Below are 25518 nucleotides of genomic sequence, written 5' to 3'. Positions count from 1 at the left end.
CCTCGACCCGACACAGGAGTACTCCATGCCGCTCGTCACGCGAGTGACGGATCTGATCGGCCGCACGCCGCTGTTCGAGCTCGCGGCCACCCAGACAGGAACTCGCCTGCTGCTGAAACTCGAGCAGTTCAACCCCACCGGCGCAGCCAAGATCAGGATGGCGCGGCACATGATACTCGACGCCGAGCACCGTGGATTGCTGAGAAGTGGCGGGCATATCATCGAATCCACGTCCGGGAATACCGGGCTGGGCCTCGCGGTGGTGGCTGCCGAACGTGGATACCGCTTCACCGCGGTGGTCGACCACCACGCCAGTAAGGACAAGCTGCGCGCAATGCGAGCAATGGGCGCGGACCTGGTGTTCGTCGCCGACGAAGGGAATGACGACTTGGCCACCTCGGCCCGCGAGGATCTGGCCGAGGCAATGGCTGCCGAACGGGAGAACGCGTACTTCACCGAACAGCACAACAACACCGCCAACGCAATGGGGTACTACGCGATGGCCGAGGAGTTGCTCGAGGATGTGGATCGGGTCGACATCCTGCTGTCGGCGGTGGGTACCGGCGGGTCGTTGTTCGGTGCCGCGACGCGGCTGCGCGAACTCGGCTGCGTCCCCTACGTGGTCGGAGTCGAACCGGTCGGTTCGATCGCTTTCGGCGGATCGGGCGGACCGTACTGGCAGTCCGGCACCGGAACCCCGCCCGGCGCCACGATCGGCGCCGCTGTGGACTATTCCCTGCTCGACGAAGGAGTGAAGGTCTCCGACACCGCGGCCTTCGCCACCGCACGGGCCGTGGCGACCGAGGTGGGATTGATGCTCGGCGGCTCCGCGGGCGGCTCGGTGCACGCTGCGCTCACGCGGTTGGCGCAGTTCCCACCCGGATCGACCGTGGTCACCATTGTGTGCGACGGCGGTGAAAAATACCTGGACACAGTGTTCGACAACAGCTGGATGCGCGACCGTGGCCTGCTCGACGCCGACGCGGAGCAGGAGGTTGTGCAGTTGCTGCGACGCTACCGACCCGCCCCCCGACACGGGTTCGTGGAGGCGCGATGAGCCCGGTAGCGGAGACGGTCCGGTGAAGCCGCGCAGCTTCACCGGCGACGGCTGGCGGCTGACCACGCTGGCCACGCCGATCGCGGTGACTCAGCTGGCGCAAGTCGCCATGTCCACGACCAATATCGCGCTGATGGGCACCCTCGGCGTGCGGCAGGTCGCAGCCGGCGGCTTGGCGATCGTGCTGTTCAATCAGATCCGCACCATGTGCGTCGGATTGATCACCGCCACCGGAAACCGGATCGCCGCCGCGGTGAGCGGCGCGGACACGCGCGCAGAGTCTCCCGAGGAGGAGATCCACGACCTGGTGCGATCCAGTTTCCTGATCGCTACGGTCGGCGGGATCGTCGGCGGTGCGGTGTTGATCGGTCTCGGCTGGGCGCTGCCGTGGCTCGGACAGGATCCCGGAGTGCTGGCCGACACCCGGCCCCTACTGGTGGCGCTCGCACCGGGCCTGGTGCCCTGCTTGTGGTTCCAGGTGTTGCGGCAGTACACCGTCGGTATGCAGCGTCCACAGGCGCTGCTGCTGGTGACACTGGGCTCGGTCGTCGTGAACCTGGTACTGGCTCTGGGGTTCATCCACGGCCGAGCCGGGTTACCCGCCGTGGGTCTCACCGGGATCGGCGTGGCGACCTCACTGGTGCACACGATCACGGTCGGAGTGTTCTGGGTGATGGTTCGGCGCGACAGCCGACTCGGGCCCTCACTGCCGGTGAGCCCCCTGCCCGCGCGGGCCACAACGGTCCGGGCAGAACTGCGACTGGGGATCCCGATCGCACTCACCTATGGCTCCGAGGCGGGAATGTTCTCCGTACTCGCTCTGGCGATGGGCGCACTCGGACCGGCGGCCCTGGCGGCGCACAATGTGGTCTATCAGATCATCTACATCGTGTTCCAGGTGGCCATCGGCCTATCGCACGGGGTGTCGATCCTGGTCAGCCACGCCGTCGCCCGGGACGAACGCCAGCGAGCACGGACTCTGGCCCGGCTCGTGCTGCGCCATGCCGCGGTGGTCGCAGCCGTCACCGGCCTGCTGTACGCGGTTGTACCCGGCCTGGTGCTGTCGCCCTTCTTGGACTCCGCCGACGCCGATGCCATCCGGATCGCGCACACGCTGTTGCTGATCGGCATCGTGCTGCAGTTCTTCGATGCCGCCCAGAACATCGGGATCGGCCTGCTGCGTGGTCTGGGGGCGACGCGCGCGGGCTTGCGTCTGTCCCTGATCGGCTACTGGGGTGTCGGTCTGCCCGGCGCGGTGCTGCTCGCTTTCCCCGCTGGACTCGGCGCCGCCGGCATCTGGTGTGGACTGACCGCGGGCCTGGCCGCTACGGCCGCTCTCTTGCTCCACCGCTACCTCACACTGCTCGACACGACGCGGAGCGACCGGCCGCGGCCACACCCGGAGCGGAGAACTCTCGAGACCCAAGTGGGCCAACAACATTGACACTCACGCACCAGATTGATAGTTGTTCGATATGACCAATCCTTCCTCTGATGCAGTGTTCGAATCCTCCTATCGCGGTGACGATTCCGGTCCGTGGCTGGGCCATCGGCCACCGTGGAGCCTCGGCGAACCCCAGCCCGAGATCGCTGCGCTCATCGACGCCGATCTGTTCCACGGCGACATCCTCGACGCCGGCTGCGGCGAGGCCGCTCTGTCGCTCCACCTCGCCGAACGCGGGTTCACCACCGTGGGGCTGGACCGATCACCGGCGGCGATCGAGCTCGCGCGCACCGAAGCCGGCAAACGTGGCCTGAGCACAGCCAGCTTCGAGGTTGCCGACATCAGCTCCCTCACCGGCTACGACGGCCGCTTCAGCACGATCGTCGACAGTGGTCTGTTCCATTCGATGCCGGTCGAACTACGGCAGGGCTACCAAGAGTCGATGGTGCGCGCCGCGGCGCCGGGCGCCTCCTACTTCGTCTTGGCGTTCGACGGGGCCAGCGTGCCCGTGGGGCGCACCAACCCGGTCACCACCGATGAGTTGCGCACCCTGGTGGGTCGATACTGGGTGATCGACGAGATCCGACCCGCCCGCATCCACGCAGACGATCCCGACGACCTGCCGGCATTCCGCGAGTTCTGCGGTCCCGACCTCCGCGACGAAGGCAATGGGCGCAAGTCGGCTCCCGGTTTGCTGCTGTCGGCTCATCTGGCCTGACGGTTCCGACCCTCAGGTCGAAGGTATGAGGTAGTCGTCGCCGCCGATGTACACGGTGTGCCCGTCGGGAACCGGGGCGTCGAGAGCCTGCACGATGGCATCTGCGAATTGGTCCAAGGTCGGCAGCTGCCCGGTGCTGCGCCGGGCGGCGACTGCCCCGGGGTCGCGGCGCTCGAGCAGACGAACGATGATCGTTCCATCGACCATGTCACCGGAGACGACGACGAATTCGATTCCACGAGTGCCGAATTCAGGGATGAGTGCCCGAAGCGCATCCTCGCCGGCGCGTTTGCTGGCCGCGATCGGTTCGTATCCCTCCGGTAATGCCCTGCCCGTGCTGTGGAAGTGCGCTTGATGGCTGGTGACGAACACGATCCGCCCACCAGGGGGCATCAGCGGCACCACGAGGCCGGTCAAGCGGACCTGAGCATCGCGATTGATCCGAAGCGCATAGCCGGGCTCGGCATCTCGTTCCAGTCCGCCGGACGCGTTGAGCACGACCGCGTCCAGACGACCGAACTGTTCGCCGATCTGCCCCACCATCGCGGTGACGTCCGCGGTGCTGGCAAGATCTGCACCGATGGCCGACGCGCTGCCGCCAGCGGCGATGATGTCGTCGACCACGGCCTGTGCGCGTTTGCTCTTCTCGCGGTAGTTGATGACGACGTGAACATCCGGTGCAGCCAACCTCCGCGCGGTCTCCGCCCCGATGCTGCGCGAAGCACCGGTCACCAACACGACCCGCCGCGCGGTGCTGTCCACCCGATCCATCAAGCGCCTCCTTGTGCCCCTGCAGTACTTCTCGATCAGAATCAACTATGGTGGTTCGAAATGAGAAGCGCAAGTGATCACTCGGGCGCCACGAGTCGCGCCGACGATCCCTCCTATGCCTCGACCCTAGCCGCGATCGACCTGTTGGGGCAGCGGTGGATACTTCGCGTCGTGTGGGAACTCGAATCAGGGCCCCGCGGATTCCTGCAATTGCGGCGCAGCATGGGCAACTGCTCGTCCAGCATGTTGGCCGATCGCCTCCAGCGGCTGCAGTCGGCCGGCTTGGTCGACAAGCACGGCCCACGGGGAGCCTACGAACTCACCCCCGCCGGCACGCGACTGATCGCGTCGCTGCAGCCCCTCTGGGATTGGTCCCAGACCTGGACAGCCGACCGACGACATGCCCCCGGCCCGGCGGCCGACCCGCCATCGACCTGACCGGGAGAGCCCGAAAACCGCCGGTCGGATGCCGTATGCTGAGCAAGCTACCACCCGTGGTGCCTACGGGTCGTAGGGCGGTGGGACCCGCCGCACCACAACCGCGACATCCGTCGCCAACGGCCCCTACTCGACGCCACATTCTTTCCTGCCGGTCAGGGAAGCGGGATGAGTAGGAGACTGCCGTGTCGATACCCGAACCGGGTCTCACCGACAAGCCCGGTCCGTTCGCGGTCCGTCGCCGCAGGGCGTGGCGCACTCACGTGCCGGTCATCGCCGCAGTCGCTGCCGGAGGTGGGATCGGTGCCACCGCCCGCTACGCCGCCACGGTCGTGTGGCCGACGTCGCCCAGCTCCTTTCCCTGGACCACTCTGGTGGTGAACGTCACCGGCTGTGCACTCATGGGAACGCTCTTGGTGCTGATCACCGAAGTCCGGACCGGACACCGGATGCTGCGCCCGTTTCTGGGGACCGGAATCCTCGGTGGCTACACCACCTTCTCCGCCTACGCTGCCGACACCCACCACCTCCTCGACACCGGCCACGCCGCGACCGCGTGGATATACCTCGGCGTGACGCCGATCACAGCGCTGATCGCCACATGGACCACCGCCGCCCTGACCCGCCACCTACTCCTGCGGAGGACAGCATGACCCGGCTCACCGGACCCGCCCTGCGTCTGACGGTGTTCGTCGGCGAAAGCGACACCTGGCGCCACAAACCGCTGTTCAGCGAGATCGTGCACCGCGCCCATCGCGCCGGCCTCGCGGGGGCCAGCGTGTTGCGCGGCATCGAGGGGTTCGGCGCCTCCTCGCGCATCCACACCACCCGCGTACTCTCGCTCAGCGAAGACCTGCCCGTCGCCGTCATCGTCGTCGACGATCCCGACCGTATCCGGGCCTTTCTGCCCCAGCTCGACGAGCTCGTCACCGAAGGATTGGTCATCCTCGACGACGTCGAGGTCATCCGTTACATCGGCCGGCAGGGCGAGCGCCGATGACGTGGCTGCTCGTGGTGATCGGCGGCATGGTGGGCGCGACCCTGCGCTACGTCACCGATCGGGCGGTGCAGTCCCGCCACGACACGGTGTTCCCCTGGGGAACCTTCACCGTCAATGTCATCGGTAGCTTCGTCCTCGGCGTCCTCGCCGGCGCGTCGAGCAGCACCCATGTGCAACTACTGGTCGGCACCGGCCTGTGCGGGGCCTTGACCACCTACAGCACCTTCAGCTACGAAACCCTGCAGCTGGCCGGCACTGGCGCCCGCATCTATGCCCTCGCCAACCTGCTGGGCACACTCGGCGCGGGCCTCGGCGCCTACTTCACCGGCAGCACCATCGCCGATGTCATTCGGAACTGAACCCACATCGCTGCTCGGGCGCCGACCGGGCGCCGACGCTATCCTGACGGTGAACCACATCGGTGGCGGATGTATCGCCGGGAGGGATGGTCTGTGCGGTGCCCACAACCAGAGTCGCGGAGCACCCCCGTCCCGATCATGTGCTGTTCCACTTCAGCGATACCCATCTCGTCGCGGGACGAGACCCGCTCTACGGCGATGTCGATGCCGATCTGCGCCTGCGCGAACTCCTCGACCACGCCGCGGCCAGCCGGATTCGACCGACCGCCATCGTGTTCACCGGCGACCTCACCGACCGCGGAGAACCAGCCGCGTACACCAAGCTGAAATCCATTGTCGAGCCATTTGCCAATACCGTGCAGGCCCCCGTGGTCTGGCTCGGCGGAAACCACGACGATCGCGGCGCCCTGCGGGACCGACTACTCGGCGAGCCCCCCGCACTGTCCCCGCTGGACCGCGTGCATCTGATCGACGGCCTGCGCATCATCGCCTTGGACACCTCGGTACCCGGCGAACACCACGGGGAGATCTCCGACGATCAATTGCAGTGGCTGGCCACGATCTTGGCCGAACCGGCCCCCTTCGGCACCATTCTCGCGATGCATCACCCACCGGTGCCCTGTGTGCTCGATCTGGCCGTCATCGTGGAGTTGCGCGATCAGCACAAGCTGGCCGCCGCACTCGACGGCAGCGACGTGCGCGCCATCCTCGCCGGACACCTACACTTCTCCACCAGCGCGATGTTCGCGGGGATTCCGGTATCGGTGGCGTCGGCGAGCTGCTACAGCCAAGACCTCGGTGTGGCCCACGGCGGGTTGCGCGGCCGCGACGCGGCGCAGACATTCAACTACGTCCACATCTACCCCGAGACCGTGGTGCATTCGGTGGTCCCCATCGACCGGGGCGAGACGGTCGGCGCCTCGGCCACTCCAGAACAGGCGCGACGGCGGCTGGCCGACGAAGGCATCGTGATCCCATCGGCCAGCCGGATTCCGCGGGTCATGCGACGCCCGGTGTCGGCTCCGGAATCGGATGACGAGGCGGTGCGCTGAGCCGCTCCCACGGTGCGGGATCCGGATAGTAGTCGGCGAGAAATGCCGAGACGGCCCGTACCCGCTCGGCTTCGGCCACCTCGGGGAAACTGCCATCGTTGAGGCAGAAGAAGTCGACGTCGCGGTGCTGGGCCAATCCACTCAGCATCGCGAGTCCGGCGCGACTGGTCGTGTCCACATAGCGCGTTCTCGCCACCTCCTGTGGCGCTGCACGACCGGTCAGCAACGCATAATAGTGATACAGCGAATTGGTGACCGAGATATCGGACGCCGCCCGGAAACGGCTCGAGCTCGTGCGAGCGAAATCGGCGGCGAATTCTTCTTCCATCTCCTGGAGCACACTGCGACGCAACGGCACCGGTGTGTGCTCCAAGTGCCGCGTGATGACACAGCCGAAACGCTCGGCCAGCAGCATCCGATTCACTCGAGCGGCATTTTCGAAACCGCTGCGACGCGCATGGGTGCGCCCCGGACCGATCCTGGTATCCGCCTCGATGAACCGGCTCACCCCGCCGGGGGTGAAGAACATCGACGGTCGCACCGGCCGAGCGAAGAACATGTCGTCGTTGGAGTACACGAAGTGTTCGCTGAGTCCCGCGATATGGTGCAACTGCGCTTCCACTGCGTGGGAATTGAAAACCGGCAACCCCGCTGTTCCGCGGAAGTGATCCGCCGCGCGCACGACGGTTACCTTCGGATGGGCCACCAGCCACGCCGGCGGTGTGGAATCGGTCGCAATGAAGATCCGGCGAATCCAAGGCGCGTTCTTGTAGACCGACCGCAGGGCATACCTCAACTCGCCGACCTGCCGGATTCTGGCGTCGGCGTCATCGCCCTCACCCACGACCGTCTGGGCGAGCATTCCGGCCCGCCGTGCGCGGAAATCGGGATCGGAGCCATCGACCCAGGAAAACACCACGTCGATATCGAATCCGACGTCGCCGGTATGCGGCGCGAACATGTCCACCAGGGTGGGCCAATTCCGGTCGAAAAGCCGCACCCGGGTGCGCCGGATATCGGCGACATCGAAAACTCGGCGGGTCAGTGCGTTCGGGCGCGGACACCTCACCACGCCCCCGCGGTATTCCCACAATTCCAGATCGACATGATGCACCGGGTCGCGGTCGCGCCCGAGCCGGAACACATTGTGCTGCAGGTGCACACACGAGAAGCCGGCGGACATGGCCGTCGCGATCACCCGGCGCACAATCGGTCGGTACGCCGCGTCGGCGGCGAGCACCACACGCTGCCCGCCGTCGCGCACCAGCAGGAACGGCACCTCCGCCGCCGCCAATTCGGCACGCAAGTACCCGAGATCGTCGATCGTTGCGGCAGACACGGCGAGATTGCTCACCGTGGGCCGCGTCACCACTTCTATTGCCCCCGAGTCGGTCGCTGCGTTGCCAGCCATGACTGTCTCCACTTCGTCTGTCCACCGGTGTCGTGCCGTTCGGTGCGCTGGGTAGAGCCGCGATCGCGTCGGTGCGGTGGCATCGACATGCGGCCCACGCCCAGCGCGGTGCCGTTCAGGGATGGGGAATGGTGCCGTAGCGGGGGTACGACGATGTGGTCTCCTGGTATGCGGACGACTGGTGGACCATTTCGTTTTCACCTCACTCACGGCCGGACGCCGGGGGCGTCGAGACAGAATCGTCATGGACGAAGACGCTGCACTGGTCGGTGCGCGACAAAAGGGTCGGTAGCGGTCATATGGCCGCTACGACGGTCCCGGACGGCATTCGCCGGCCGAAATGTGGCGTGTCCGATGAATCGGGCGCCTCTACGCATGATGCAACGTCGGTTACATTCCGTCAAACGACGTAGATCGTCCCCGCTGTCGCGCCCGGGACCGCCTCGCGTCCCGATACGTCCATGTGCCATTTCAACCGGGACAATTCTCGATACACTGGACGAGTACCGATCGGCCGAAGCGAGACCGAGATGGGCACGAATTACGACTCAGGCCACGTCGCCGACCACTATCAGCAGGCCAAACAGCACCCATGGCGCTCACTGGTCGAGGAATACTCCCTGCTCTCGCTGGTCGGGGATATCAGCGGCAAGAAGGTAGTGGACATCGCGTGCGGCGAGGGATACTTCACCCGGCGGCTGCGCCGCGCCGATGCCGCGACCGTGGTCGGTATCGATATCTCCGAACGCATGATCGACATGGCGCGTGCGCAGGAGGAGTCTGATCCGCTCGGTATCGACTACCGCGTCTGCGACACCCGGACGATCGGGCCACAGCGCGATTTCGACGTCGCGGTGTCGGCCTGGCTTCTGAGTTACGCCGATAGTCGCGCGGAGCTGGCCCGCATGTGTCGGGGCATAGCATCCTGGCTGCGCCCTGGAGGTCGCTTCGTCACCCTGACGTCGAATCCCGAAGTGTACTTCTTCAGACCACCGCCGGACTATCGCAAATACGGATTGCGGATGACGCTGATGGACCACGTCTACGAGGGCGCCCCGATCCGGTGGACCATCGATCTCGGTGACACCGAATTGGAGATCGAAAACTACTATCTGCCCCTCGACGCGTTCGAACCGACATTCCACGACGCGGGCTTTCGCGATTTTCGGATTCATCCACTTCAACTCGATCCCGGCTCCCAGACCGTCGAGAACAAGCGATACTGGCGCGAGTTCATGGACAATCCGATCGCCCTGTTGATCGACTGCATGAAGGCCTGACCTGTCCGACGACGAGCACCAGGCGAAGTTCGGACAACCAGGTGCAGTCCCAGCAGACAAGCCGCGCAACACCTTAGACTGCTAGCAGCGTGGTCGGCCCACCGCGCGCGACGACCGATGAGGTGACGAAGATGGCAGTCGGAGCCCGCCCCACCCCCCGTCGACCCGACGTGACGAATCATCCCGAACTGGATACGCTCCCGGAATGGCCGCTGGAGACGATCGGGGTGCTGGTGACGACCGATCCGACGCCGCATGCAATTCCGGTGTCGTGGCCGGTGCGGGCCGGCGACCGACAGATCTTGATCAGCCTGAAGTCCAACCGCGGCTCGCTGGCTCGGCTACGCGAGCGTCCCGAGGTGGCGCTGCTGATCCTCGGCGGCGGCGACGTGGCGCTGTGCGCTCGGGGTACCGCACGCGTCATCGCCGAGCAGATGCCTTCCGCCGAGGATTACGTGGCCGTTCGCATCGACATCGACGCAATCGACGACCACCGGCAGTCGGCTTTCGCGGTCACGAAGGGAATTCAGCGCACGGTACTCGACGACGAAAGTGAGTTGCGCGGATTGCGCAGTCGAGTGAACACGTTGCGGTCCTGGTCGCAGAACCAGGCGGCGCAGAACCAGCCGGCGCAGAACCAGCCGGCGCAGGGCCGGGCATAGCATCGAGACACCGTTTCCGGTTTACACGAAAGATCTGCGGCACGACGGTGCCGCGTGGAAGGGGATCATGAGCGTCACATTGGCCAAAGGCGGCAACGTTTCGCTGTCCAAGCAGTCGGTCGATCTCACCGCGGTAGCGGTGGGTCTGGGCTGGGATGTGCGCACGACCAGCGGCGCCGACTACGACCTCGACGCCAGCGCGCTCGCATGTGGGTCGAACCTGAAGGTGCTGTCCGATCAGCACTTCGTCTTCTACAACAATCTGCGGTCGCCCGAAGGGTCCATCGAACACACCGGTGACAACCTCACCGGCGTTGGCGACGGTGACGACGAGACGATCAATGTCGACCTGACGGCAACACCACCGACGATCACGAACATCTTCTTTCCGGTGTCGATCCACGACGCCGACGCCCGCCGCCAGTCCTTCGGCCAGATCCGTAATGCCTATATCCGCGTCGTCGACGCCACCACCGGAACAGAACTGGCCCGCTACGACCTCACCGAAGACGCGTCCACCGAAACCGCCATGGTCTTCGGCGAGCTGTACCGCTACAACGACGAATGGCGATTCCGCGCCATCGGCCAAGGCTACGCGTCCGGACTCGCGGGAATCGCCCGTGACTACGGCGTCAATGTCTGAAGGCCGCCGGACTCGGGAACAACACGCTCTACCTGCCACTACCAGGCCAGAAGGCGCGCCAATCCTGCGCCGACAGCGGAAGGCGTTGCCCGCGATCTGCCTCTGCGGAGTCCTCGGCCGCGCGAATAGCCGCGGCGAAGGTGACCGTCGCCCTGCGCAGCCGGTCCTCGGCGCTGTCCGGTCCGCCGAGTCGCACGACGTGCAGCGCTTCGGGGATCAGGTCGACAGGTAGCCCGGCGCTGGCGCTGCGCGAGATGATCTTCTCGGCCAGCGCCAGTGCCGGTTGGGCCATGGCGATTCCGTCCAGACAGGAGCGCCGGGACTTCTCCGCGGATTTGCGTTCCTCCCACGCCTGTTCCTGCGCGGCGACCTTATCCTCCACCGAGGCGTGCGGATCGGGCTCGACGTCGAGAAGGGGACTACGATCGACCAACTTGGCGACCAAGGCGGCGGCAACGTCGTCGACCGTGAATTCCCCTGCGGCCTCGGCGATCCGGGAGTGGAAGAGCACCTGCAGCAGCAGGTCACCGAGTTCTTCCTGGATCGTCTCCACGTCGTCGTGCTGGATGGCATCGAGCAACTCGTAGGTCTCCTCCAGCAGATACGGCCGGAGCGACTCGTGGGTCTGGGTGACCTCCCACCCGCCGAATTGCCAGAGGCGGTCCATCACCTGGACGGCTTCGGCCAGGCCGGCCGCGATCGCGGCCGAATCGACTCCCACAGCCGGTGGCTCATCCGGCACAGCAGCGCCCTGCCCACTGTGCGCCGCCCGCTGCGCCGCACGGTGTCGCGCCGCACGTAGCACGGAGACGTCCCGGTCCATCGCGCTCATCGGGGCGCCAACTCGGCGGCGACGGTGAGATCCACTGCACCCTGCGCCTTTCCGTCCAAGGCCAGCAGCAAGTCGGCAATGAACTGCAGCAGCACCACATCGCGAACCCGGTCGGCTCCGACGCTGTCGTGCACCCGCGGCAGCGGAAGCTGCACCACCCCGGACGCGGCGCGATACCCGGCCGACGGGTAGACCCGCTTGAGTCGCAGCTGCTTGGAATCGGGCAACTGCAACGGCGAGATCTTCAAGGTCGTTCCAGTCACCGCGATGTCGGTGATCCCGTATTCCCGGGCGAGCAGGCGCAGCGTGGCCACCGACACCAGACGACCGACTTCGACCGGTAGTGGCCCGTAGCGGTCGACGAGTTCCTCCACCACCAATGCCAGTGACGAATCCCCTTGGGCAGCAGCAATTTTTCGATATGCCTCCAGGCGGAGGCGATCACTGGCAATGTAGTCCGGCGGGATGTGTGCATCCACTGGCAAGTCGATACGCACCTCCTTGATCTCCTCGGTGGTGATCGGCTTGCCGTCGGCAGCGGCGCGATACGCCTCGACCGCCTCGCCGACCAGACGCACATAGAGGTCGAAGCCGACACCCGCGACGTGGCCGGACTGTTCGGCGCCGAGCACATTGCCCGCTCCGCGAATCTCCAAGTCCTTCATCGCGACCGCCATCCCCGCACCGAGATCGGAGTTCTGCGAAATAGTGGCCAATCGGTCATAGGCGGTCTCGGTGAGCGGCTTCTGTGGCGGATACAGGAAGTAGGCGTACCCACGTTCTCGGCTGCGGCCGACTCGACCGCGCAACTGGTGCAGCTGCGACAGCCCGAGCGCGTCGGCGCGCTCCACGATCAAGGTGTTGGCATTGGAGATGTCCAACCCGGTCTCGATGATCGTGGTGCACACCAACACGTCGTACTCACGCTGCCAGAAGCCCTGCACGGTGGACTCCAGTGCATCTTCGTTCATCTGGCCATGCGCGACGACCACCCGCGCCTCCGGAACCAGATCACGAATCCGCTTGGCCGCCTTGTCGATCGACGACACCCGATTGTGCACATAGAACACCTGGCCGTCGCGGAGCAATTCTCGCCGAATGGCCGCGGTGACCTGCTTGTCGCTGTAGGAGCCGACATAGGTCAGTACTGGGTGGCGTTCCTCGGGCGGGGTGAGGATGGTCGACATCTCGCGGATGCCGGCCAGACTCATCTCCAGCGTCCGCGGAATCGGCGTCGCCGACATGGTGAGCACGTCGACATGAGTACGCAGCGCTTTGATGTGCTCCTTGTGCTCGACGCCGAAGCGCTGTTCCTCGTCGACCACGACGAGACCGAGATTCTTCCAGCGCACCCCGGTCTGCAACAGCCGGTGAGTACCGACCACGATATCGACCCCACCGTCGGCCATTCCTTCCAACACGGCGCGGGCCTCGGCGGGATCGGTGAACCGGGACAAGCCGCGCACCGCCATCGGGAAGCCCGCTACCCGGTCGGTGAACGTCTGCAGATGTTGCTGCGCGAGCAACGTCGTGGGAACCAGCACCACGACCTGTCGGCCGTCCTGCACCGCCTTGAACGCCGCACGCACCGCGATCTCGGTCTTGCCGTAGCCGACGTCGCCGCACACTACCCGGTCCATCGGGACCGGCTTCTCCATATCGGCTTTCACTTCGGCGATGGCGGTCATCTGATCGACGGTCTCGGTGAACGCGAACGCGTCCTCCATCTCCTGTTGCCACGGAGTGTCGGGCCCGAACGCGTGTCCGGGCGCTGCTTGCCGGGCAGCGTACAGCTGCACGAGTTCGCCGGCGATCTCACGGACGGCTTTGCGCGCCTTGCGTTTGGTATTGGCCCAGTCGGAACCGCCGAGCTTGGACAGACTCGGCATTTCACCACCGACATAGCGCGACAGCTGATCGAGCGACTCCATCGGCACGAACAATCGGTCACCGGGCTGACCACGCTTGCTCGGCGCGTACTCGATCACAAGGTACTCACGGCGGGCATTGCCGACAGTGCGCTCGATCATCTCGACGAACTTGCCGATGCCATGCTGATCGTGCACCACCATGTCACCGGCGTTCAACGCGAGCGGATCGACCTGGTTGCGGCGCTTGGCCGGCATGCGCTTGCCCTCCGCCGGCGCGGTGACTCGGTTGCCGGTGAGATCGGACTCGGCGACGATCACCAATCCGGCGTCGGCGAAGATCAGTCCATCGTGTAGCGCTCCACACAACACGCCGACCACGCCTCGACCCGGTTCGGCCCCGGGCTCGAGCGTCGTGGCGGGCACGTCGGCGTCGGCCAACCGTTCCAGAATACGTTGCGCCGTACCATGTCCCGCGACGACCACAACCGCCCGACCACCGGTCGAAACGTGCGCGCGCAACGTGGCGAACATCGTCGCCACCAATTCGTCCGACCCCCGCGCAGCAGGGCCGGGCTGCACCGGCAGCACGACCTCTGCGCTGTCGCCGGAGGCCAGAGGGCTCAATGTCCACCAAGGCAGGCCCCGATGGCCGGCGCCCGCTCGAATCTCCGGCAACGGTCGATAGCCGGAGGCGGCCAGATCCAGGCCTTGTCCGCCCAGCGGCGCGGCGCCACCGAACGACGCCGCGGTCCACGATGCCTCCAGAAACTCCTCGCCCGTACGGACCAAGTCGGCTGCGCGCGTACGGATCTTCTCCGGGTCGCACAGCAGCACGTGCGTACCTTCGGGCAGCACGTCGGTGAGCAGGCGCAGCTCACCCGGTTGCAATACCGGCAACAATGCCTCCATGCCGTCGACCGGGATACCCTGGACGAGCTTGTCCAGCATCTCGACCAACGCCGCGTCCTGCGCGTTGTTCGCGGCGACATCGGCAGCGCGCTCGCGTACATCGGCAGTGAGTAGCAGTTCGCGGCAGGGCACCACGACGATCGCATCCACCGTGACGTCGGGCAACGAGCGCTGGTCGGCGACAGCGAACGGCCGCACATCGGTGATCTCGTCGCCCCAGAATTCCACCCGCACCGGATGATCCGCGGTCGGCGGAAAGACGTCCAGAATTCCTCCGCGCACCGCGAACTCACCGCGTTTGCCCACCATGTCGACCCGTGAGTAGGCGAACTCCACCAGCCGCACGAGCAATCCATCGAAGTCGAGCTCCGCACCCACCTGCAATACGATCGGCTCGATATCGCCCAAACCGGCCGCCATCGGTTGCATCAACGACCGCACCGTGGTGACCACCACCCGCAACGGCGCCGGATAGTGCGGATCGTCGGGGTGCGCGATCCGGCGTAGTACCTCCAGTCTGCGTCCAACGGTGTCCGCTCCCGGCGAGAGCCGCTCGTGCGGCAACGTCTCCCACGAGGGAAACTGCGCAACCGCGGGACCGAGTATCTCGGTCAATTCGACGGTCAGGTCGTCGGCCTCACGACCGGTCGCGGTGACCACCACCAGCGGCCGCACAGCCGCGGCCGTCGCCGCGACGAACGGTCGCACCGCCGCCGGCGCGACCAACTCGACCGATGTGGTGCCGATCAGCTCTGCGACGGTCCGAAGCGAGGAATCGGCACCGGCCGCGGCGGCCAGTCCTGCCAACGGCGGGCGGTGGGTGGACATCGACAACTCCTGAGCACAAGCGGGCGTTTCGAGCGGCCAATCGAGTCTAATGGGGCCGCTGTCGGCCCCGACTCCGGCACCACTGGTGTTCTGCGTCCTCGCTCGGGCAGTGTCGGTGTCCCTGTGGTCTCGGTGGGGCCACACCGCCGCAGGGATACCGATCACACGGAGTTCGCCCCGGCACATCGACCCACACCGCGCAGATCCCGCGCAACGCGCCCGGCCACCACCGGTGCGGCCGGCAACGGGGCCACGGCTAGGGGATGTATCGGCCGCTAGGGGATGTATCTGCTCAGTCGCCGAGCAGCGAACTCGCGGAAGTAGGACAGTTTTTCCGAAGGAACGATCGAGGGAAGAACGAAGTGCCAGGCACGCTCCATTCGAACCGCAACCTGATCGATGGTTTCGGTACCAACCGCGATGATGTGAACGCCCGCGGCCATCTCCTGCAACAGCAGCCCGATGACCTCGGCCTCCAGGTCGGGGAGCAAGTCGCCTTGGGCAATGGCCCGCTCGGCGAGCAGTCGATAGGTGTCGCCCCAGGTCTTTGCAATATTCTCGCCCTGCGCACCGCAGTAGTCGCCGATCTGGTGGGTCAACTTGAGCATGGCGCCGACCATCGGGTCGTTCATCGATAGATCCGCGACGACATAGGTGATGCCGATACACGCTTCCAACGCCGGTACCCGGGAATCGAAGAAGCCCTGGCACGCGCTCACCAGTCGCTCGTTGCCCTGGTCGACCACCGCGCGGGCCAGCTCTTCCTTCGAGCCGAAGTGAAAGTACAAGGCGCCCTTGGTCACGTTGGACTGCGCGATGATCTCGCTCAGGCTCGCGTTCGCATACCCCAAGCGTAGAAAGACATCGGCAGCGCCTGCCAGAACAGAGTCACGGGTTATCTCCGCGCGCGCTTGCCTAGCCATCAGATCCGCCTGTCATCCCAAAACCAGCCATCCTGAAGTAGACCGACATTCCGAAGTTGACCGACTTACCGCCCGAACAGCACCCAAAGGATGGGTGAACCGTACCACCAAGCGCGCGCGTGACAGCCGATTCGAGCATTTGGACAGCCCCACCGCGCAATTTGCCGGTTAACAATTCGGGTCACTCACCAGTGCCCGTGCGCCATTCCGAGCTCAGCTGCGGATCGGCCTCCAGATGGCTCAACCCATTCCAGCACAAGTTCACCAAATGTGCCGCGACAACCTCTTTCGAGAATTCGCGCTCGTCGAGCCACCAGGTCGCGGCCGTGGCGACCTGACCCACGAGGGCCTGCGCGTACAGGGTGGACAGGCTCGTGTCGAACCCGCGCCGCTCGAAATCACCTGCCAGGATATGGGCCACCTGGTTGGTCGCCTCGTTGAGCAAACTGGAGTACCGGCCCTCCGCGGCGGCAGCGGGCTGATCGCGCACCAGAATCCGAAACCCGTCGGTCCGTTCCTCGATGTAGGTCAACAACGCCAGTGCAACCTGTTCCAGCCGAACTCGGGATCGGTTGCGAGTGAGCGAGGAGGTGATCATGTCGAGCAGCATCGACATCTCGCGGTCGACGACCACCGCGTACAGCCCCTCCTTGCCGCCGAAGTGTTCGTAGACCACGGGTTTGGAGACTCGAGCGCGCTGCGCGATCTCCTCGATCGAGGTCGCGTCGTACCCACGTTCGGCGAACAGCGCGCGACCGATCTCGATCAACTGCCTACGCCGCTCGGTACCAGTCATACGGGGACGGGACACCCGATGCGACTCGTTCGACGACACCGCTCCACCTCCTCGCCCAGCATGCAACCATCACCAGCGCCCACGTGTGGCTGCGTCAACCCTTCCAGATCGAGCCGCGACGCACCCGGTCGACCCTTGATCTCCTCGGAACGAGTCACGCGACGACGTTCGGGTACCCGGTCCACACACCAGGCCGCCGCGCGCGGAGCGTCACATGCAGCAGAACACCCGGAACACGAGGTCACCGCGCCGGCGGCACGCCCGGGTGGCCCTGGCATCCGGGCCCGCGAGGCTCTGGCATCCGGGCCCGCGAGGCTCTGGGAACCGGACCACAGAGGCGCTGGGAACCGGGCGCGCCATACCCTCCGAGAAACGGACACACGAGACCGATCGGTCGAACCGATCTGCGGATCGGTTCGACGGATGGGACCTCGGCATGCGAGGATCGTTCCCGTGCCGAGGCACAACGGCGGAGTGTCCCAACCCGCCGAAGTGGCAGTCCGCCGTGGTGTAATGGCAGCACATCTGATTTTGGTTCAGAGAGTTCAGGTTCGAGTCCTGGCGGCGGAGCTCGAGAGCACGATGACTACGTTGGCCCGCGCATCGCTGACCAAGCACGACGACAGCACAGCACGATGACAGGCAGCCGAGGGAGATCCATGCCACAGCAGACCGCCGTCGTCGTTCTCGCAGCCGGTCCCGGGACGCGAATGCGGTCGAAAACCCCCAAGGTGCTGCATTCGCTAGCCGGTCGAAGCATGCTCGCACACGCGCTGCATGCGGCGAACGAGATCGACCCCGCCCACCTCGTCACCGTGGTAGGGCACGATCGCGAACAAGTCGGCTCGGCGGTGTCCGCGGTGGCCGACGAGCTGGGCCGGGAGATCACCCCGGCCGTGCAGGAGCGTCAACTCGGCACCGGGCATGCCGTGCAGTGCGCGCTCGAAGCGCTGCCGCCGGACTTCACCGGCGACGTCCTGGTCACATCCGGCGACGTCCCACTGCTGGACGGACACACCTTGGCTGCGCTGCTCGACGAGCACCGCAGCTACGCCGAACGCCCGGCAGTCACCGTGTTGACCTTCGTACCCGAGGATCCGAACGGATACGGGCGCATCATCCGCGACGAGGACGGACAGGTCACCGAAATCGTCGAACATGCCGACGCCACCCCGGAGCAGACTGCGATCACCGAGGTGAACTCCGGCGTGTACGCGTTCGACACCCGCGTCCTGCGCACCATGATCGGCCAGTTGTCCACCGCGAATGCACAGCACGAGCTCTATCTGACCGACGTCGTGCGCCTCGCCCGGGAAGCCGACCACCCCGTACACGGCGCCCGATTGGTCGACGCGGCCAAAGTCACCGGCGTCAACGACCGCGTTCAGCTCGCCTCCGCGACGAGCAGGCTCAACCGTTACATCTTGGAACGGCACATGCGCGCGGGCGTCACCATCATCGACCCCGCCTCCACCTGGGTAGACGCCGGCGTGCGGATCGGTCGGGACGCGGTGCTGCGTCCCGGTGTGCAGTTGCTCGGCAACACCGTGATCGGAGAGGACGCCGAGATCGGCCCGGACAGCACCCTCACCGACGTCGTCGTAGGTGAAGGGGCGCGGGTGGTGCGCACTCATGGCGACGGCGCGACGATCGGGCCGTCGGCGACGGTCGGCCCGTTCAGCTATCTACGCCCCGGCACGGTCGTCGGCACCCGAGGCAAGCTGGGCGCATTCGTGGAGACCAAGAACGCCTCTATCGGCGCGCACTCGAAAGTGCCGCATCTCACCTACGTCGGGGATGCGACGATCGGCGAGCACAGCAACATCGGCGCGTCCAGTGTCTTCGTCAACTACGACGGCGTGAGCAAACACCACACGGTGGTCGGCTCACATGTGCGTACCGGCAGCGACACCATGTTCGTCGCACCGGTGACCGTGGGTGACGGCGCCTATACGGCCGCGGGTACTGTACTGCGCAGGAGCGTTCCGCCCGGGGCTCTGGCAGTCTCGGGCGGACCGCAGAAGAACATAGAGGGCTGGGTGCAGCATCACCGTCCGGGAACGGACGCGGCGCGCGCGGCGGCCGAGGCCACAGCGGCCGGCGAGATGTCGGGTCAGACAATAGAGCAAAAGGATGGCAAACAGCAGTGACCGCGTCATGGATCGACAACCAGAAGAACCTGATGCTCTTCTCGGGACGCGCTCATCCTGAGCTGGCCGAACAGGTCGCCAAGGAACTCGACGTCGATGTCACACCCCAGGTTGCGCGAGACTTCGCCAACGGCGAGATCTTCGTCCGATTCGAGGAGTCGGTCCGCGGGTCCGACGCCTTCGTCCTGCAGAGCTTTCCTGCGCCATTGAACGAATGGCTGATGGAACAGCTCATCATGATCGATGCGCTCAAGCGTGGCTCCGCCAAGCGGATCACCGCGGTATTGCCGTTCTACCCGTACGCCCGGCAGGACAAGAAGCACCGCGGCCGCGAGCCGATCTCCGCCCGGCTGGTCGCCGATCTGTTGAAGACCGCGGGCGCGGACCGGATCATCACCGTGGACTTGCACACCGACCAGATTCAGGGCTTCTTCGACGGCCCGGTCGACCACATGCACGCCCAGTTGCAGTTGGCGGACTACATCCGCACCAACTACAGCCTCGAACACATCACTGTCGTGTCTCCGGATTCCGGTCGCGTACGGGTCGCCGAGAAGTGGGCCGACTCGCTCGGCGGCTCACCGCTGGCGTTCATCCACAAGACACGTGACCCGCTGGTGCCCAACCAGGTGAAATCCAACCGGGTCGTCGGCGAAGTCGAGGGTCGCACCTGCATCTTGATCGACGACATGATCGACACCGGTGGCACCATCGCGGGGGCGGTGAAGATGCTCGAGGAAGCCGGCGCCGGTGACGTGGTGATCGCCGCGACACATGGTGTGTTGAGCCCACCCGCCGCCGAGCGCCTCACCACCTGCGGCGCCAAAGAGGTGGTGGTGACGAATACCCTGCCGATCAGCGAGAGCAAGAAGTTCCCGCAATTGACCGTGCTGTCCATCGCGCCGCTGCTGGCGCGCACGATCCGTGAGGTGTTCGAAAACGGCTCCGTCACAGGTCTTTTCAACGGCAACGCATAGCTGACGCCCGGCGCAGACCGGGGCTGGCAGTTGCATCCGGTCAGGCGCGATACTGGGGTTATGGCGCGTGATCGTGTAGAAACCGAGATGGGTGATGACGCTCAGGCCGACGAGATCCGCGAGTACCAGCGCAACATCGTGGATCCTCCGGAGGACCTGCGCATCCGCTACCACGAGAACGACGATGACGGCAGGCTCGGTATCGGCGACGAACTCGACCAGGAGTGGACTCAGGACAACGGCCGGATCGAGGAGGACGAGGCGGACGACCGGCCCGCAGAAGTTGCTGCGATCGAGATCGTCGACGAGGCAGACCTGTGAAGGCCTGCCAGCCGAACCGTCGTGCTGTCACCACGGGGATCGAGTGACGTTCCCCGGCCGGCGCGTGCCGTGACCGGCACCAGCACGGCTAGGAGGGCGCAATGAACATGCCGAGGTATCCCGAACCCACAGACGACGCACAGCGCGAACCCGATCCGCTGTCGTTGTCGAAGCATCCCGAGGATTCCCACGCCGGCCAGCGCACACCTCCACCTGCCGCCGATGCCTCGGTGCCGACGCTCGACGGCAGCGCCGATAGCTCCGTGCAGCCGCCCAGCACCCCGTTCGCTCCCCCACCCACGTCCCCAGTCGAGCAGTGGCAGTCGACCGGCTACCCGCACGAGCAGTCGCTCGGTCCCGCTGCCTACCCACCGGTCGTGCCGCCGCCACCGGGTCCACAGCAGCCGTATCTCCCGGACGCACAGCCGCAGCCCTACCCGGCGGGGGGTTATTGGGGCTATCCGCCATCCGAACCACAGGCGCAGGGCAACTTTCCACCACCCGGACCACACTCGCAGCATGGCTATCCGTCACCCGGATACCCGAACTACCCGGGCCCGGGATACCACCCGTATCCCCCTCCGCAGCAGTCGGGCAAGGTGTACTCGATCGTCGGATTCGTCTGCGCTGCGACTGCGCTGCTGTTCTGCCCGATTGTGATCGGTACTGCCGGAATCGTCCTCGGCGTCGTCGGACATACCAAAGGCGAGCCACTCGGCAAATGGGCCGCGATCGCAGCAGGTGTCGGTACGGTGGTCGGAACGGTGCTCGGACTCTGGATGTACTCCGACATCTTGGGTGGCTGAGCTCGCGACACGAGCATGCGTTTCGTGTTCTCGTTTCTCTGCGCCGACTGCGACGAGCTCAACCGGCAAGCCGGGGATCCAACGATATTCCGGACTGCGCGCCGAGGCCGACACCTCGCCTTCACCTGGAACACACCCGACAGCCATACGAGACCACTGGGAGCACGAGCATGACTGGATTCACCGGCTTCCCGCTGGCCGGACTGGACTTCTACGAAGATCTCGAGGCCGACAACTCGAAGACGTTCTGGACGGCACACAAAACTGTCTACGACGAGTCGGTGCTGGCCCCGATGAAGGCGCTCGCCGCCGAACTGGAGACCGACTTCGGCCCGGTCAAGATCTTTCGCCCCTATCGCGACGTGCGATTCGCCAAAGACAAGTCACCGTACAAAACCGGCCAGGGAGCGGTGGCCGGCGCAGCGCCGGGGGTGGGCTGGTATGTCGAGATCAGCGCGGCGGGGTTGCACGTCGGTGGCGGGTTCTACATGGGTACTCCCGCCCAGCTGGCGTCGCTGCGCGCCGCGATCGACGACGACACCCGGGGCGTCGAACTCACGCCGATGCTCGGCAAGCTCACCAGCGAAGGGTTCACGGTCGGCGGGGAGAAGCTGAAAACCAAACCCAAGGGATATGCCGCCGACCATCCGCGCATCGATCTGTTGCGGCACAAATCACTGACCTGCGGCAAACAATTCGGCGCACCCGCCTGGCTGGAAACGCCGCAAGCTGCGAAGGAAGTGCGCGGCGCATGGCAGTCGATGCGGCCGCTGATCGAGTGGCTGACTGCGGCGGTTGGTGGCGAGCCGGCATGACGACCCGCCACCACCCGTAGTGCAATCAGCGTCGCTCGGCGAGGATCAGCGCGAAACGATCGTCGGAATCGGTCCAGACTCGCCTGGTGGCGAAACCCGCGTGGGCGAGCTCGGCATCGAGGCCCGCTACTCGAAATTTCGCCGAGACCTCGGTGCGTATCTGCTCACCGCGACCGAAACCTACCGTAAGGTCCAGGTCGGCGACCGTGACGGTCATATCCTCGGTCGCTTCCAACCGCATCTCGATCCACCCGTTCGCCGAATCCCACACAGCGACATGTCGGAACTTCTCCGGCACGAAGTCGGCACGAAGTCGGGAATTCAACACGTGCAGCACATTACGATTGAATTCGGCCGTGATCCCCGCAGCGTCGTCGTACGCGGGAACGAGGATCGTCGGCTCGATGATCAGCCCCACACCGAGCAGCAGAAACTCGCCGGGCGCGAGCACGTGGTGGATCCTCGCCAGGAATCCGGCCCGTTCCTCGGGGATCAGGTTGCCGAGGGTGCTGCCGAGAAAGGCGATCATCCTGCGGCCATCATGGGGCAGGGTCTCCAGCGTGTCGGTGAAATCGCTGACCACGCCGTGCACGGCGAGCCCAGGGAACTCGGCCGCGACCGCATCCGCCGCAGCACGCAGCGCCGATGACGAAACATCCTGCGGTACATATGCGCGCAGCGGCGCATGCGCACTCAATGCGGTGAGCAGCAATCTGGTCTTCACCGCCGAACCCGCACCGAGCTCGACCAGCACCTCGGCCTGAGCCACGCGGGCGATGTCGCCGACCACCCGCTGCAGCAACGCACGCTCGGTGCGGGTCGGGTAGTACTCGGGCAGCTCGGTGATCTGTTCGAACAGCGCGCTGCCCCGAGCGTCATAGAACCACTTGGGTGGTAGCCACTTCGGACTGGCCGACAACCCCCGACGCGCGTCGACGCGCAGCGCCCTGGTCAGGTCGTCGTCGGTCATGTGGATGTCCAGTGTCGCAGCGGTCATGTCGCAGGCCTTTCACATCAGAAGAGAGCGTCCACGGACAACGCGCCGGGTCGGGCTGCTACCACGCTGCGATCACCGATCGCCTGCCAGCGTGGGTCGTCGTCGAGCGGTTCGGAGGAGACTATGGCGAAGGTGTCGGTGACCAGCGCCGATAGCGAGTGATGGCATGTCGTGGCCCACACTTGCGTCCCGTCGGAGAGCAAGAGATTGAGCCGAGCGTCCGGTGTTCGATCGAGAATCGCGGCAACGAGCAGCCGCACCGCAGCCGCAGCCGCCGACCATTCGCCGTCCGGTGATCCCGTCGCCAGCAGATCACACAGGAGCACCCACAGCATTGCCGCGTCGGTGGCGGACTCCACCTCCAGCAGCCGCGCCGGCGCGAACAGCTCCTCGGCGCCGAGCTCGGCCGCGGTGAGCGCGAACTCCGCGGCCACAGAGGTCAGCGTGCGACGCCAGTCGGGGACGACGCCGTTGTGGCTGAAAGCCCAACGGTCACGGACGAACGGCGCGCACGCCGAGCGTTCCACCGGCATGCCGACAGTCGCCGACCGCACCGCGCCCAGCACTGCGGTGGATTCCAGCTGCGGGAGCACCTCCTCGACGGCGGGATCGGTCCAGATCGGCGCAGCATTGCGATATCGGCTGACGGTGACCGACTCGTCCGGAGCCGCGACCCACCACGCGACGCCGAAACCGTCGGCGTTGATGGTGCCACCATGGCGCATGTCGCGCGGGACCCACGCCTGGGTGCGCAACGAATGCGACCCGAGGGTGAGCATCTCCCCCACACGCACCGACGGGCCGACGTAGGCGAGATGCCTACACATCGGCGCCCGCCGGCGGCGCCCCAGAAACACCAGCGCCCACTCGCACCCGCGCCACGCATCTCGAATGGATCTGTGTGCCCTCCGGTCCCCTCGATCGGCGCGGAGCACGCTGTGTGCAGGTCACTCGCCCTCCCCCGGTCGAAGTCCCCGCGCCAAGCGAAATCCAGAGAAGATCTGGCGTCGGATGGGGTGGTCCCAATTGCGAAACGTCCCGCGGCAAGCGACCGGATCGGTGCCGAAAGAGCCGCCACGCAAGACTCGGTAGTCGCCACCGAAGAACACCTCTGAATACTCCCGATAGGGGAAGGCGTGGAAACCCGGGTAGGCATCGAAGCTCGAGGCGGTCCACTCCCAGACATCGCCGATCATCTGGTGTGCGCCGATGGCCGATGCTCCAGCCGGGTATGCGCCGACCTCTGCGGGCTCCAGATGACGCTGCCCCAGGTTGGCGGTGGAGGCCCCGGGCTCCGTATCACCCCACGGGAATCGACGTACGGCGCCGGTCGCCGGATCGAACCTGGCCGCCTTCTCCCATTCGGCCTCGGTGGGCAGCCGTTTGCCCGCCCAATTCGCATAGGCTTCGGCCTCGAACCAACACACATGCACGACCGGCTGACGCGGACGTAGCGGCGTCGTCACCCCGAACACTCGCCGACACCAGCTTCCCGACGAATCACGTTCCCAGAACTGCGGCGCGACCAGCTCGGCCTCGATACGGTGTGCCCAACCTCGAGCAGACCAGAGTTCCGGGCGCTGGTATCCGCCATCATCGATGAACGCGACGTACTGCGCGTTGGTCACCGGCGCGGCATCGATGGCGAAGCCCGGCAACCACACCTGATGCGCAGGGCCTTCATTGTCCAAGGCCCAGGCGTCGGTCGAGGTACCCATGGTGAATTCCCCGGCCGGGACGACGACATCCCCGGTGACGGCGACCGAGGCCGTAGGGGCGGCCGGCGCGGACAGCACGGCAGCGCCGGCACGCAATTGGTGGGTGGCCAGCATGGTCTCGTCGTGTTGCTGTTCGTGCTGGGCGATCATGCCGAACGCAAAACCGCGGTCGACAAGCCGGGTGCCCTGTAACGTGCTGCGCTCCAGCACATCCCACACCATGTCCCGCACGGTACCGATGTAGCGGCGCGCCTGGGTCGGGTCCAGCAATGGCAACCCGGGGCGATTCGCTCGGGCATGCTTGAAGGCATCGTAGAGTCCGTCGATGTCGGCACGCACCGATTCCCGGCCGCCGACCTCGCGGACAAGCCAGAGTTCCTCCTGGTTGCCGATATGCGCAAGATCCCAGACCAGCGGACTCATCAATCGTGAGTGCTGAGCCACCAACTCGGCATCCTCGACACAGTCGGTGAGGGCGAGCGTGCGCTGGCGTGCCCGAGTGAGCACACCAGCGATCCGTTCTCGCAGTTGTGCCACATCGGAATGGTCGATCGACCCGGGGGGCGATACGGTCACGGGAAACATCTCCCTGGTTCGTGGGGATTCGGGCTGCTCACTGCAGTGTCATACGGTGCGGACAACACGTCACACGATGCGGACGACACGTCACACGATGCGGACGACAGCGATGCGGTCTCTGCTGGCGAGGTGATGCGTCGCACGCGCGGCGATGCCGATGC

25 protein-coding genes and 1 tRNA gene are annotated in these 25518 nt (G+C 65.8%); 17 read left to right on the top strand and 9 right to left on the bottom strand.

Features of this window, described 5'->3' with window-relative positions; translation table 11 throughout:
* Nucleotides 1-25: 25 nt before the first annotated feature.
* Genes K940_RS0111640 through K940_RS0111630 form a run of 3 tightly spaced genes read left to right on the top strand, consistent with a single transcriptional unit; the run spans nt 26 to nt 3219 of the window.
* Entirely contained in the window at nt 26-1057 is a 1032-nt protein-coding gene (locus K940_RS0111640) for a PLP-dependent cysteine synthase family protein (protein ID WP_028477699.1), read from the top strand.
* A 22-nt stretch (nt 1058-1079) separates the two neighbouring features.
* Nucleotides 1080-2501, top strand: a complete 1422-nt coding sequence (locus K940_RS27895) for an MATE family efflux transporter (RefSeq protein WP_051407099.1) — start codon at nt 1080-1082, stop codon at nt 2499-2501.
* 31 nt (nt 2502-2532) lie between these two features.
* Nucleotides 2533-3219 (top strand): class I SAM-dependent methyltransferase, encoded by a 687-nt coding sequence (locus tag K940_RS0111630; protein ID WP_036528297.1) that lies wholly within the window; start codon nt 2533-2535, stop codon nt 3217-3219.
* Between the two features lie 12 nt (nt 3220-3231).
* On the opposite strand, the gene K940_RS0111625 is transcribed toward K940_RS0111630, so the two are convergent.
* On the bottom strand, nt 3232-3990 hold the full coding sequence (locus K940_RS0111625; protein WP_028477697.1) for an SDR family oxidoreductase: 759 nt from the start codon (nt 3988-3990) through the stop codon (nt 3232-3234).
* 60 nt (nt 3991-4050) lie between these two features.
* Between K940_RS0111625 and K940_RS0111620 the strand changes: the two genes are divergently transcribed.
* The 5 genes from K940_RS0111620 (at nt 4051) to K940_RS0111600 (ending at nt 6839) form a co-directional block, all read left to right on the top strand.
* A complete protein-coding gene (locus K940_RS0111620) occupies nt 4051-4428 on the top strand; it encodes a helix-turn-helix domain-containing protein (protein WP_081706299.1) in 378 nt (125 codons plus the stop codon).
* 185 nt (nt 4429-4613) lie between these two features.
* A complete protein-coding gene (locus tag K940_RS0111615) occupies nt 4614-5081 on the top strand; it encodes a CrcB family protein (protein WP_028477695.1) in 468 nt (155 codons plus the stop codon).
* Entirely contained in the window at nt 5078-5428 is a 351-nt protein-coding gene (locus K940_RS0111610; RefSeq protein ID WP_028477694.1) for a DUF190 domain-containing protein, read from the top strand. Before K940_RS0111615 ends, K940_RS0111610 begins: the two co-directional genes overlap by 4 nt.
* Nucleotides 5425-5787, top strand: a complete 363-nt coding sequence (crcB, locus tag K940_RS0111605; RefSeq protein ID WP_028477693.1) for a fluoride efflux transporter CrcB — start codon at nt 5425-5427, stop codon at nt 5785-5787. Before K940_RS0111610 ends, crcB begins: the two co-directional genes overlap by 4 nt.
* Before the next feature lie 98 nt (nt 5788-5885).
* On the top strand, nt 5886-6839 hold the full coding sequence (locus K940_RS0111600; RefSeq protein ID WP_196812167.1) for a phosphodiesterase: 954 nt from the start codon (nt 5886-5888) through the stop codon (nt 6837-6839).
* On the opposite strand, the gene K940_RS0111595 is transcribed toward K940_RS0111600, so the two are convergent.
* Nucleotides 6787-8250, bottom strand: coding sequence for a stealth family protein (locus tag K940_RS0111595; RefSeq protein WP_028477691.1), 1464 nt, complete (start codon nt 8248-8250; stop codon nt 6787-6789). The two genes, K940_RS0111600 and K940_RS0111595, sit on opposite strands and share 53 nt — an antisense overlap.
* Before the next feature lie 530 nt (nt 8251-8780).
* Here K940_RS0111595 and K940_RS0111590 point away from each other — a divergent pair.
* The 3 genes from K940_RS0111590 to K940_RS0111580 all read left to right on the top strand — a co-directional run bounded on the left by K940_RS0111590 (nt 8781) and on the right by K940_RS0111580 (nt 10835).
* On the top strand, nt 8781-9530 hold the full coding sequence (locus K940_RS0111590; RefSeq protein WP_028477690.1) for a class I SAM-dependent methyltransferase: 750 nt from the start codon (nt 8781-8783) through the stop codon (nt 9528-9530).
* Nucleotides 9531-9661: 131 nt separating this feature from the next.
* A complete protein-coding gene (locus tag K940_RS27890) occupies nt 9662-10192 on the top strand; it encodes a hypothetical protein (RefSeq protein WP_051407098.1) in 531 nt (176 codons plus the stop codon).
* Nucleotides 10193-10259: 67 nt separating this feature from the next.
* On the top strand, nt 10260-10835 hold the full coding sequence (locus K940_RS0111580) for a TerD family protein (protein ID WP_028477689.1): 576 nt from the start codon (nt 10260-10262) through the stop codon (nt 10833-10835).
* 28 nt (nt 10836-10863) lie between these two features.
* Here K940_RS0111580 and K940_RS0111575 read toward each other — a convergent pair whose 3' ends face one another.
* From K940_RS0111575 to K940_RS0111560, 4 genes are all read right to left on the bottom strand, one after another.
* Nucleotides 10864-11502 carry a MazG family protein gene (locus tag K940_RS0111575; RefSeq protein ID WP_231390342.1) on the bottom strand — a complete coding sequence of 213 codons (639 nt, stop codon included), beginning with the start codon at nt 11500-11502 and terminating at the stop codon, nt 10864-10866.
* 161 nt (nt 11503-11663) lie between these two features.
* Nucleotides 11664-15275, bottom strand: coding sequence for a transcription-repair coupling factor (gene mfd, locus K940_RS0111570; RefSeq protein WP_028477687.1), 3612 nt, complete (start codon nt 15273-15275; stop codon nt 11664-11666).
* A gap of 275 nt (nt 15276-15550) precedes the next feature.
* Nucleotides 15551-16198, bottom strand: a complete 648-nt coding sequence (locus tag K940_RS0111565; RefSeq protein ID WP_028477686.1) for a TetR/AcrR family transcriptional regulator — start codon at nt 16196-16198, stop codon at nt 15551-15553.
* A 181-nt stretch (nt 16199-16379) separates the two neighbouring features.
* Complete coding sequence (locus K940_RS0111560; protein ID WP_051407097.1) at nt 16380-16994, bottom strand: TetR/AcrR family transcriptional regulator; 615 nt, start codon at nt 16992-16994, stop codon at nt 16380-16382.
* Between the two features lie 499 nt (nt 16995-17493).
* Between K940_RS0111560 and K940_RS0111555 the strand changes: the two genes are divergently transcribed.
* The 6 genes from K940_RS0111555 to K940_RS0111530 all read left to right on the top strand — a co-directional run bounded on the left by K940_RS0111555 (nt 17494) and on the right by K940_RS0111530 (nt 22063).
* Nucleotides 17494-17564 (top strand) — tRNA-Gln (locus K940_RS0111555).
* 89 nt (nt 17565-17653) lie between these two features.
* Nucleotides 17654-19144, top strand: a complete 1491-nt coding sequence (glmU, locus tag K940_RS0111550; protein WP_028477684.1) for a bifunctional UDP-N-acetylglucosamine diphosphorylase/glucosamine-1-phosphate N-acetyltransferase GlmU — start codon at nt 17654-17656, stop codon at nt 19142-19144.
* Nucleotides 19141-20121 (top strand): ribose-phosphate diphosphokinase, encoded by a 981-nt coding sequence (locus tag K940_RS0111545; RefSeq protein WP_028477683.1) that lies wholly within the window; start codon nt 19141-19143, stop codon nt 20119-20121. The genes glmU and K940_RS0111545 overlap by 4 nt, the downstream gene beginning before the upstream one ends.
* Before the next feature lie 60 nt (nt 20122-20181).
* The gene (locus K940_RS0111540) at nt 20182-20442 is read left to right on the top strand and encodes a hypothetical protein (RefSeq protein WP_028477682.1); all 261 of its coding nucleotides are present in this window, start codon (nt 20182-20184) and stop codon (nt 20440-20442) included.
* Between the two features lie 101 nt (nt 20443-20543).
* Nucleotides 20544-21248, top strand: coding sequence for a DUF4190 domain-containing protein (locus tag K940_RS30735; RefSeq protein WP_028477681.1), 705 nt, complete (start codon nt 20544-20546; stop codon nt 21246-21248).
* Nucleotides 21249-21418: 170 nt separating this feature from the next.
* The gene (locus K940_RS0111530; RefSeq protein ID WP_028477680.1) at nt 21419-22063 is read left to right on the top strand and encodes a DUF2461 domain-containing protein; all 645 of its coding nucleotides are present in this window, start codon (nt 21419-21421) and stop codon (nt 22061-22063) included.
* Nucleotides 22064-22088: 25 nt separating this feature from the next.
* On the opposite strand, the gene egtD is transcribed toward K940_RS0111530, so the two are convergent.
* From egtD to egtB, 3 genes are all read right to left on the bottom strand, one after another.
* Nucleotides 22089-23060 (bottom strand): L-histidine N(alpha)-methyltransferase, encoded by a 972-nt coding sequence (gene egtD, locus K940_RS0111525; protein WP_028477679.1) that lies wholly within the window; start codon nt 23058-23060, stop codon nt 22089-22091.
* A gap of 17 nt (nt 23061-23077) precedes the next feature.
* Nucleotides 23078-23887: an ergothioneine biosynthesis protein EgtC gene (egtC, locus tag K940_RS0111520; protein ID WP_028477678.1), complete on the bottom strand. Its 810-nt coding sequence runs from the start codon at nt 23885-23887 to the stop codon at nt 23078-23080.
* A gap of 120 nt (nt 23888-24007) precedes the next feature.
* Complete coding sequence (gene egtB / locus K940_RS0111515) at nt 24008-25354, bottom strand: ergothioneine biosynthesis protein EgtB (protein ID WP_231390336.1); 1347 nt, start codon at nt 25352-25354, stop codon at nt 24008-24010.
* Nucleotides 25355-25518 lie beyond the last annotated feature (164 nt).

The organism is Nocardia sp. CNY236, assembly GCF_000482385.1.
Classification (GTDB): Bacteria; Actinomycetota; Actinomycetes; order Mycobacteriales; family Mycobacteriaceae; genus Nocardia.
Note: the sequence above shows the minus strand (reverse complement) of the source record. Positions and strands in the feature narration are given on the sequence as shown.

What these genes read in the sequence shown, in the direction of transcription:
- K940_RS0111640 (WP_028477699.1), top strand. Translation starts at nt 26, where the DNA reads ATGCCGCTCGTCACGCGAGTGACGGATCTGATCGGCCGCACGCCGCTG.
- K940_RS0111630 (WP_036528297.1), top strand. Translation starts at nt 2,533, where the DNA reads ATGACCAATCCTTCCTCTGATGCAGTGTTCGAATCCTCCTATCGCGGT.
- K940_RS0111625 (WP_028477697.1), bottom strand. Translation starts at nt 3,990, where the DNA reads ATGGATCGGGTGGACAGCACCGCGCGGCGGGTCGTGTTGGTGACCGGT.
- K940_RS0111620 (WP_081706299.1), top strand. Translation starts at nt 4,051, where the DNA reads ATGAGAAGCGCAAGTGATCACTCGGGCGCCACGAGTCGCGCCGACGAT.
- K940_RS0111610 (WP_028477694.1), top strand. Translation starts at nt 5,078, where the DNA reads ATGACCCGGCTCACCGGACCCGCCCTGCGTCTGACGGTGTTCGTCGGC.
- crcB (WP_028477693.1), top strand. Translation starts at nt 5,425, where the DNA reads ATGACGTGGCTGCTCGTGGTGATCGGCGGCATGGTGGGCGCGACCCTG.
- K940_RS0111595 (WP_028477691.1), bottom strand. Translation starts at nt 8,250, where the DNA reads ATGGCTGGCAACGCAGCGACCGACTCGGGGGCAATAGAAGTGGTGACG.
- K940_RS0111590 (WP_028477690.1), top strand. Translation starts at nt 8,781, where the DNA reads ATGGGCACGAATTACGACTCAGGCCACGTCGCCGACCACTATCAGCAG.
- K940_RS27890 (WP_051407098.1), top strand. Translation starts at nt 9,662, where the DNA reads ATGGCAGTCGGAGCCCGCCCCACCCCCCGTCGACCCGACGTGACGAAT.
- K940_RS0111580 (WP_028477689.1), top strand. Translation starts at nt 10,260, where the DNA reads ATGAGCGTCACATTGGCCAAAGGCGGCAACGTTTCGCTGTCCAAGCAG.
- K940_RS0111575 (WP_231390342.1), bottom strand. Translation starts at nt 11,502, where the DNA reads ATGGACCGCCTCTGGCAATTCGGCGGGTGGGAGGTCACCCAGACCCAC.
- mfd (WP_028477687.1), bottom strand. Translation starts at nt 15,275, where the DNA reads ATGTCCACCCACCGCCCGCCGTTGGCAGGACTGGCCGCCGCGGCCGGT.
- K940_RS0111565 (WP_028477686.1), bottom strand. Translation starts at nt 16,198, where the DNA reads ATGGCTAGGCAAGCGCGCGCGGAGATAACCCGTGACTCTGTTCTGGCA.
- K940_RS0111560 (WP_051407097.1), bottom strand. Translation starts at nt 16,994, where the DNA reads ATGACTGGTACCGAGCGGCGTAGGCAGTTGATCGAGATCGGTCGCGCG.
- glmU (WP_028477684.1), top strand. Translation starts at nt 17,654, where the DNA reads ATGCCACAGCAGACCGCCGTCGTCGTTCTCGCAGCCGGTCCCGGGACG.
- K940_RS0111540 (WP_028477682.1), top strand. Translation starts at nt 20,182, where the DNA reads ATGGCGCGTGATCGTGTAGAAACCGAGATGGGTGATGACGCTCAGGCC.
- K940_RS30735 (WP_028477681.1), top strand. Translation starts at nt 20,544, where the DNA reads ATGAACATGCCGAGGTATCCCGAACCCACAGACGACGCACAGCGCGAA.
- K940_RS0111530 (WP_028477680.1), top strand. Translation starts at nt 21,419, where the DNA reads ATGACTGGATTCACCGGCTTCCCGCTGGCCGGACTGGACTTCTACGAA.
- egtD (WP_028477679.1), bottom strand. Translation starts at nt 23,060, where the DNA reads ATGACCGCTGCGACACTGGACATCCACATGACCGACGACGACCTGACC.
- egtC (WP_028477678.1), bottom strand. Translation starts at nt 23,887, where the DNA reads ATGTGTAGGCATCTCGCCTACGTCGGCCCGTCGGTGCGTGTGGGGGAG.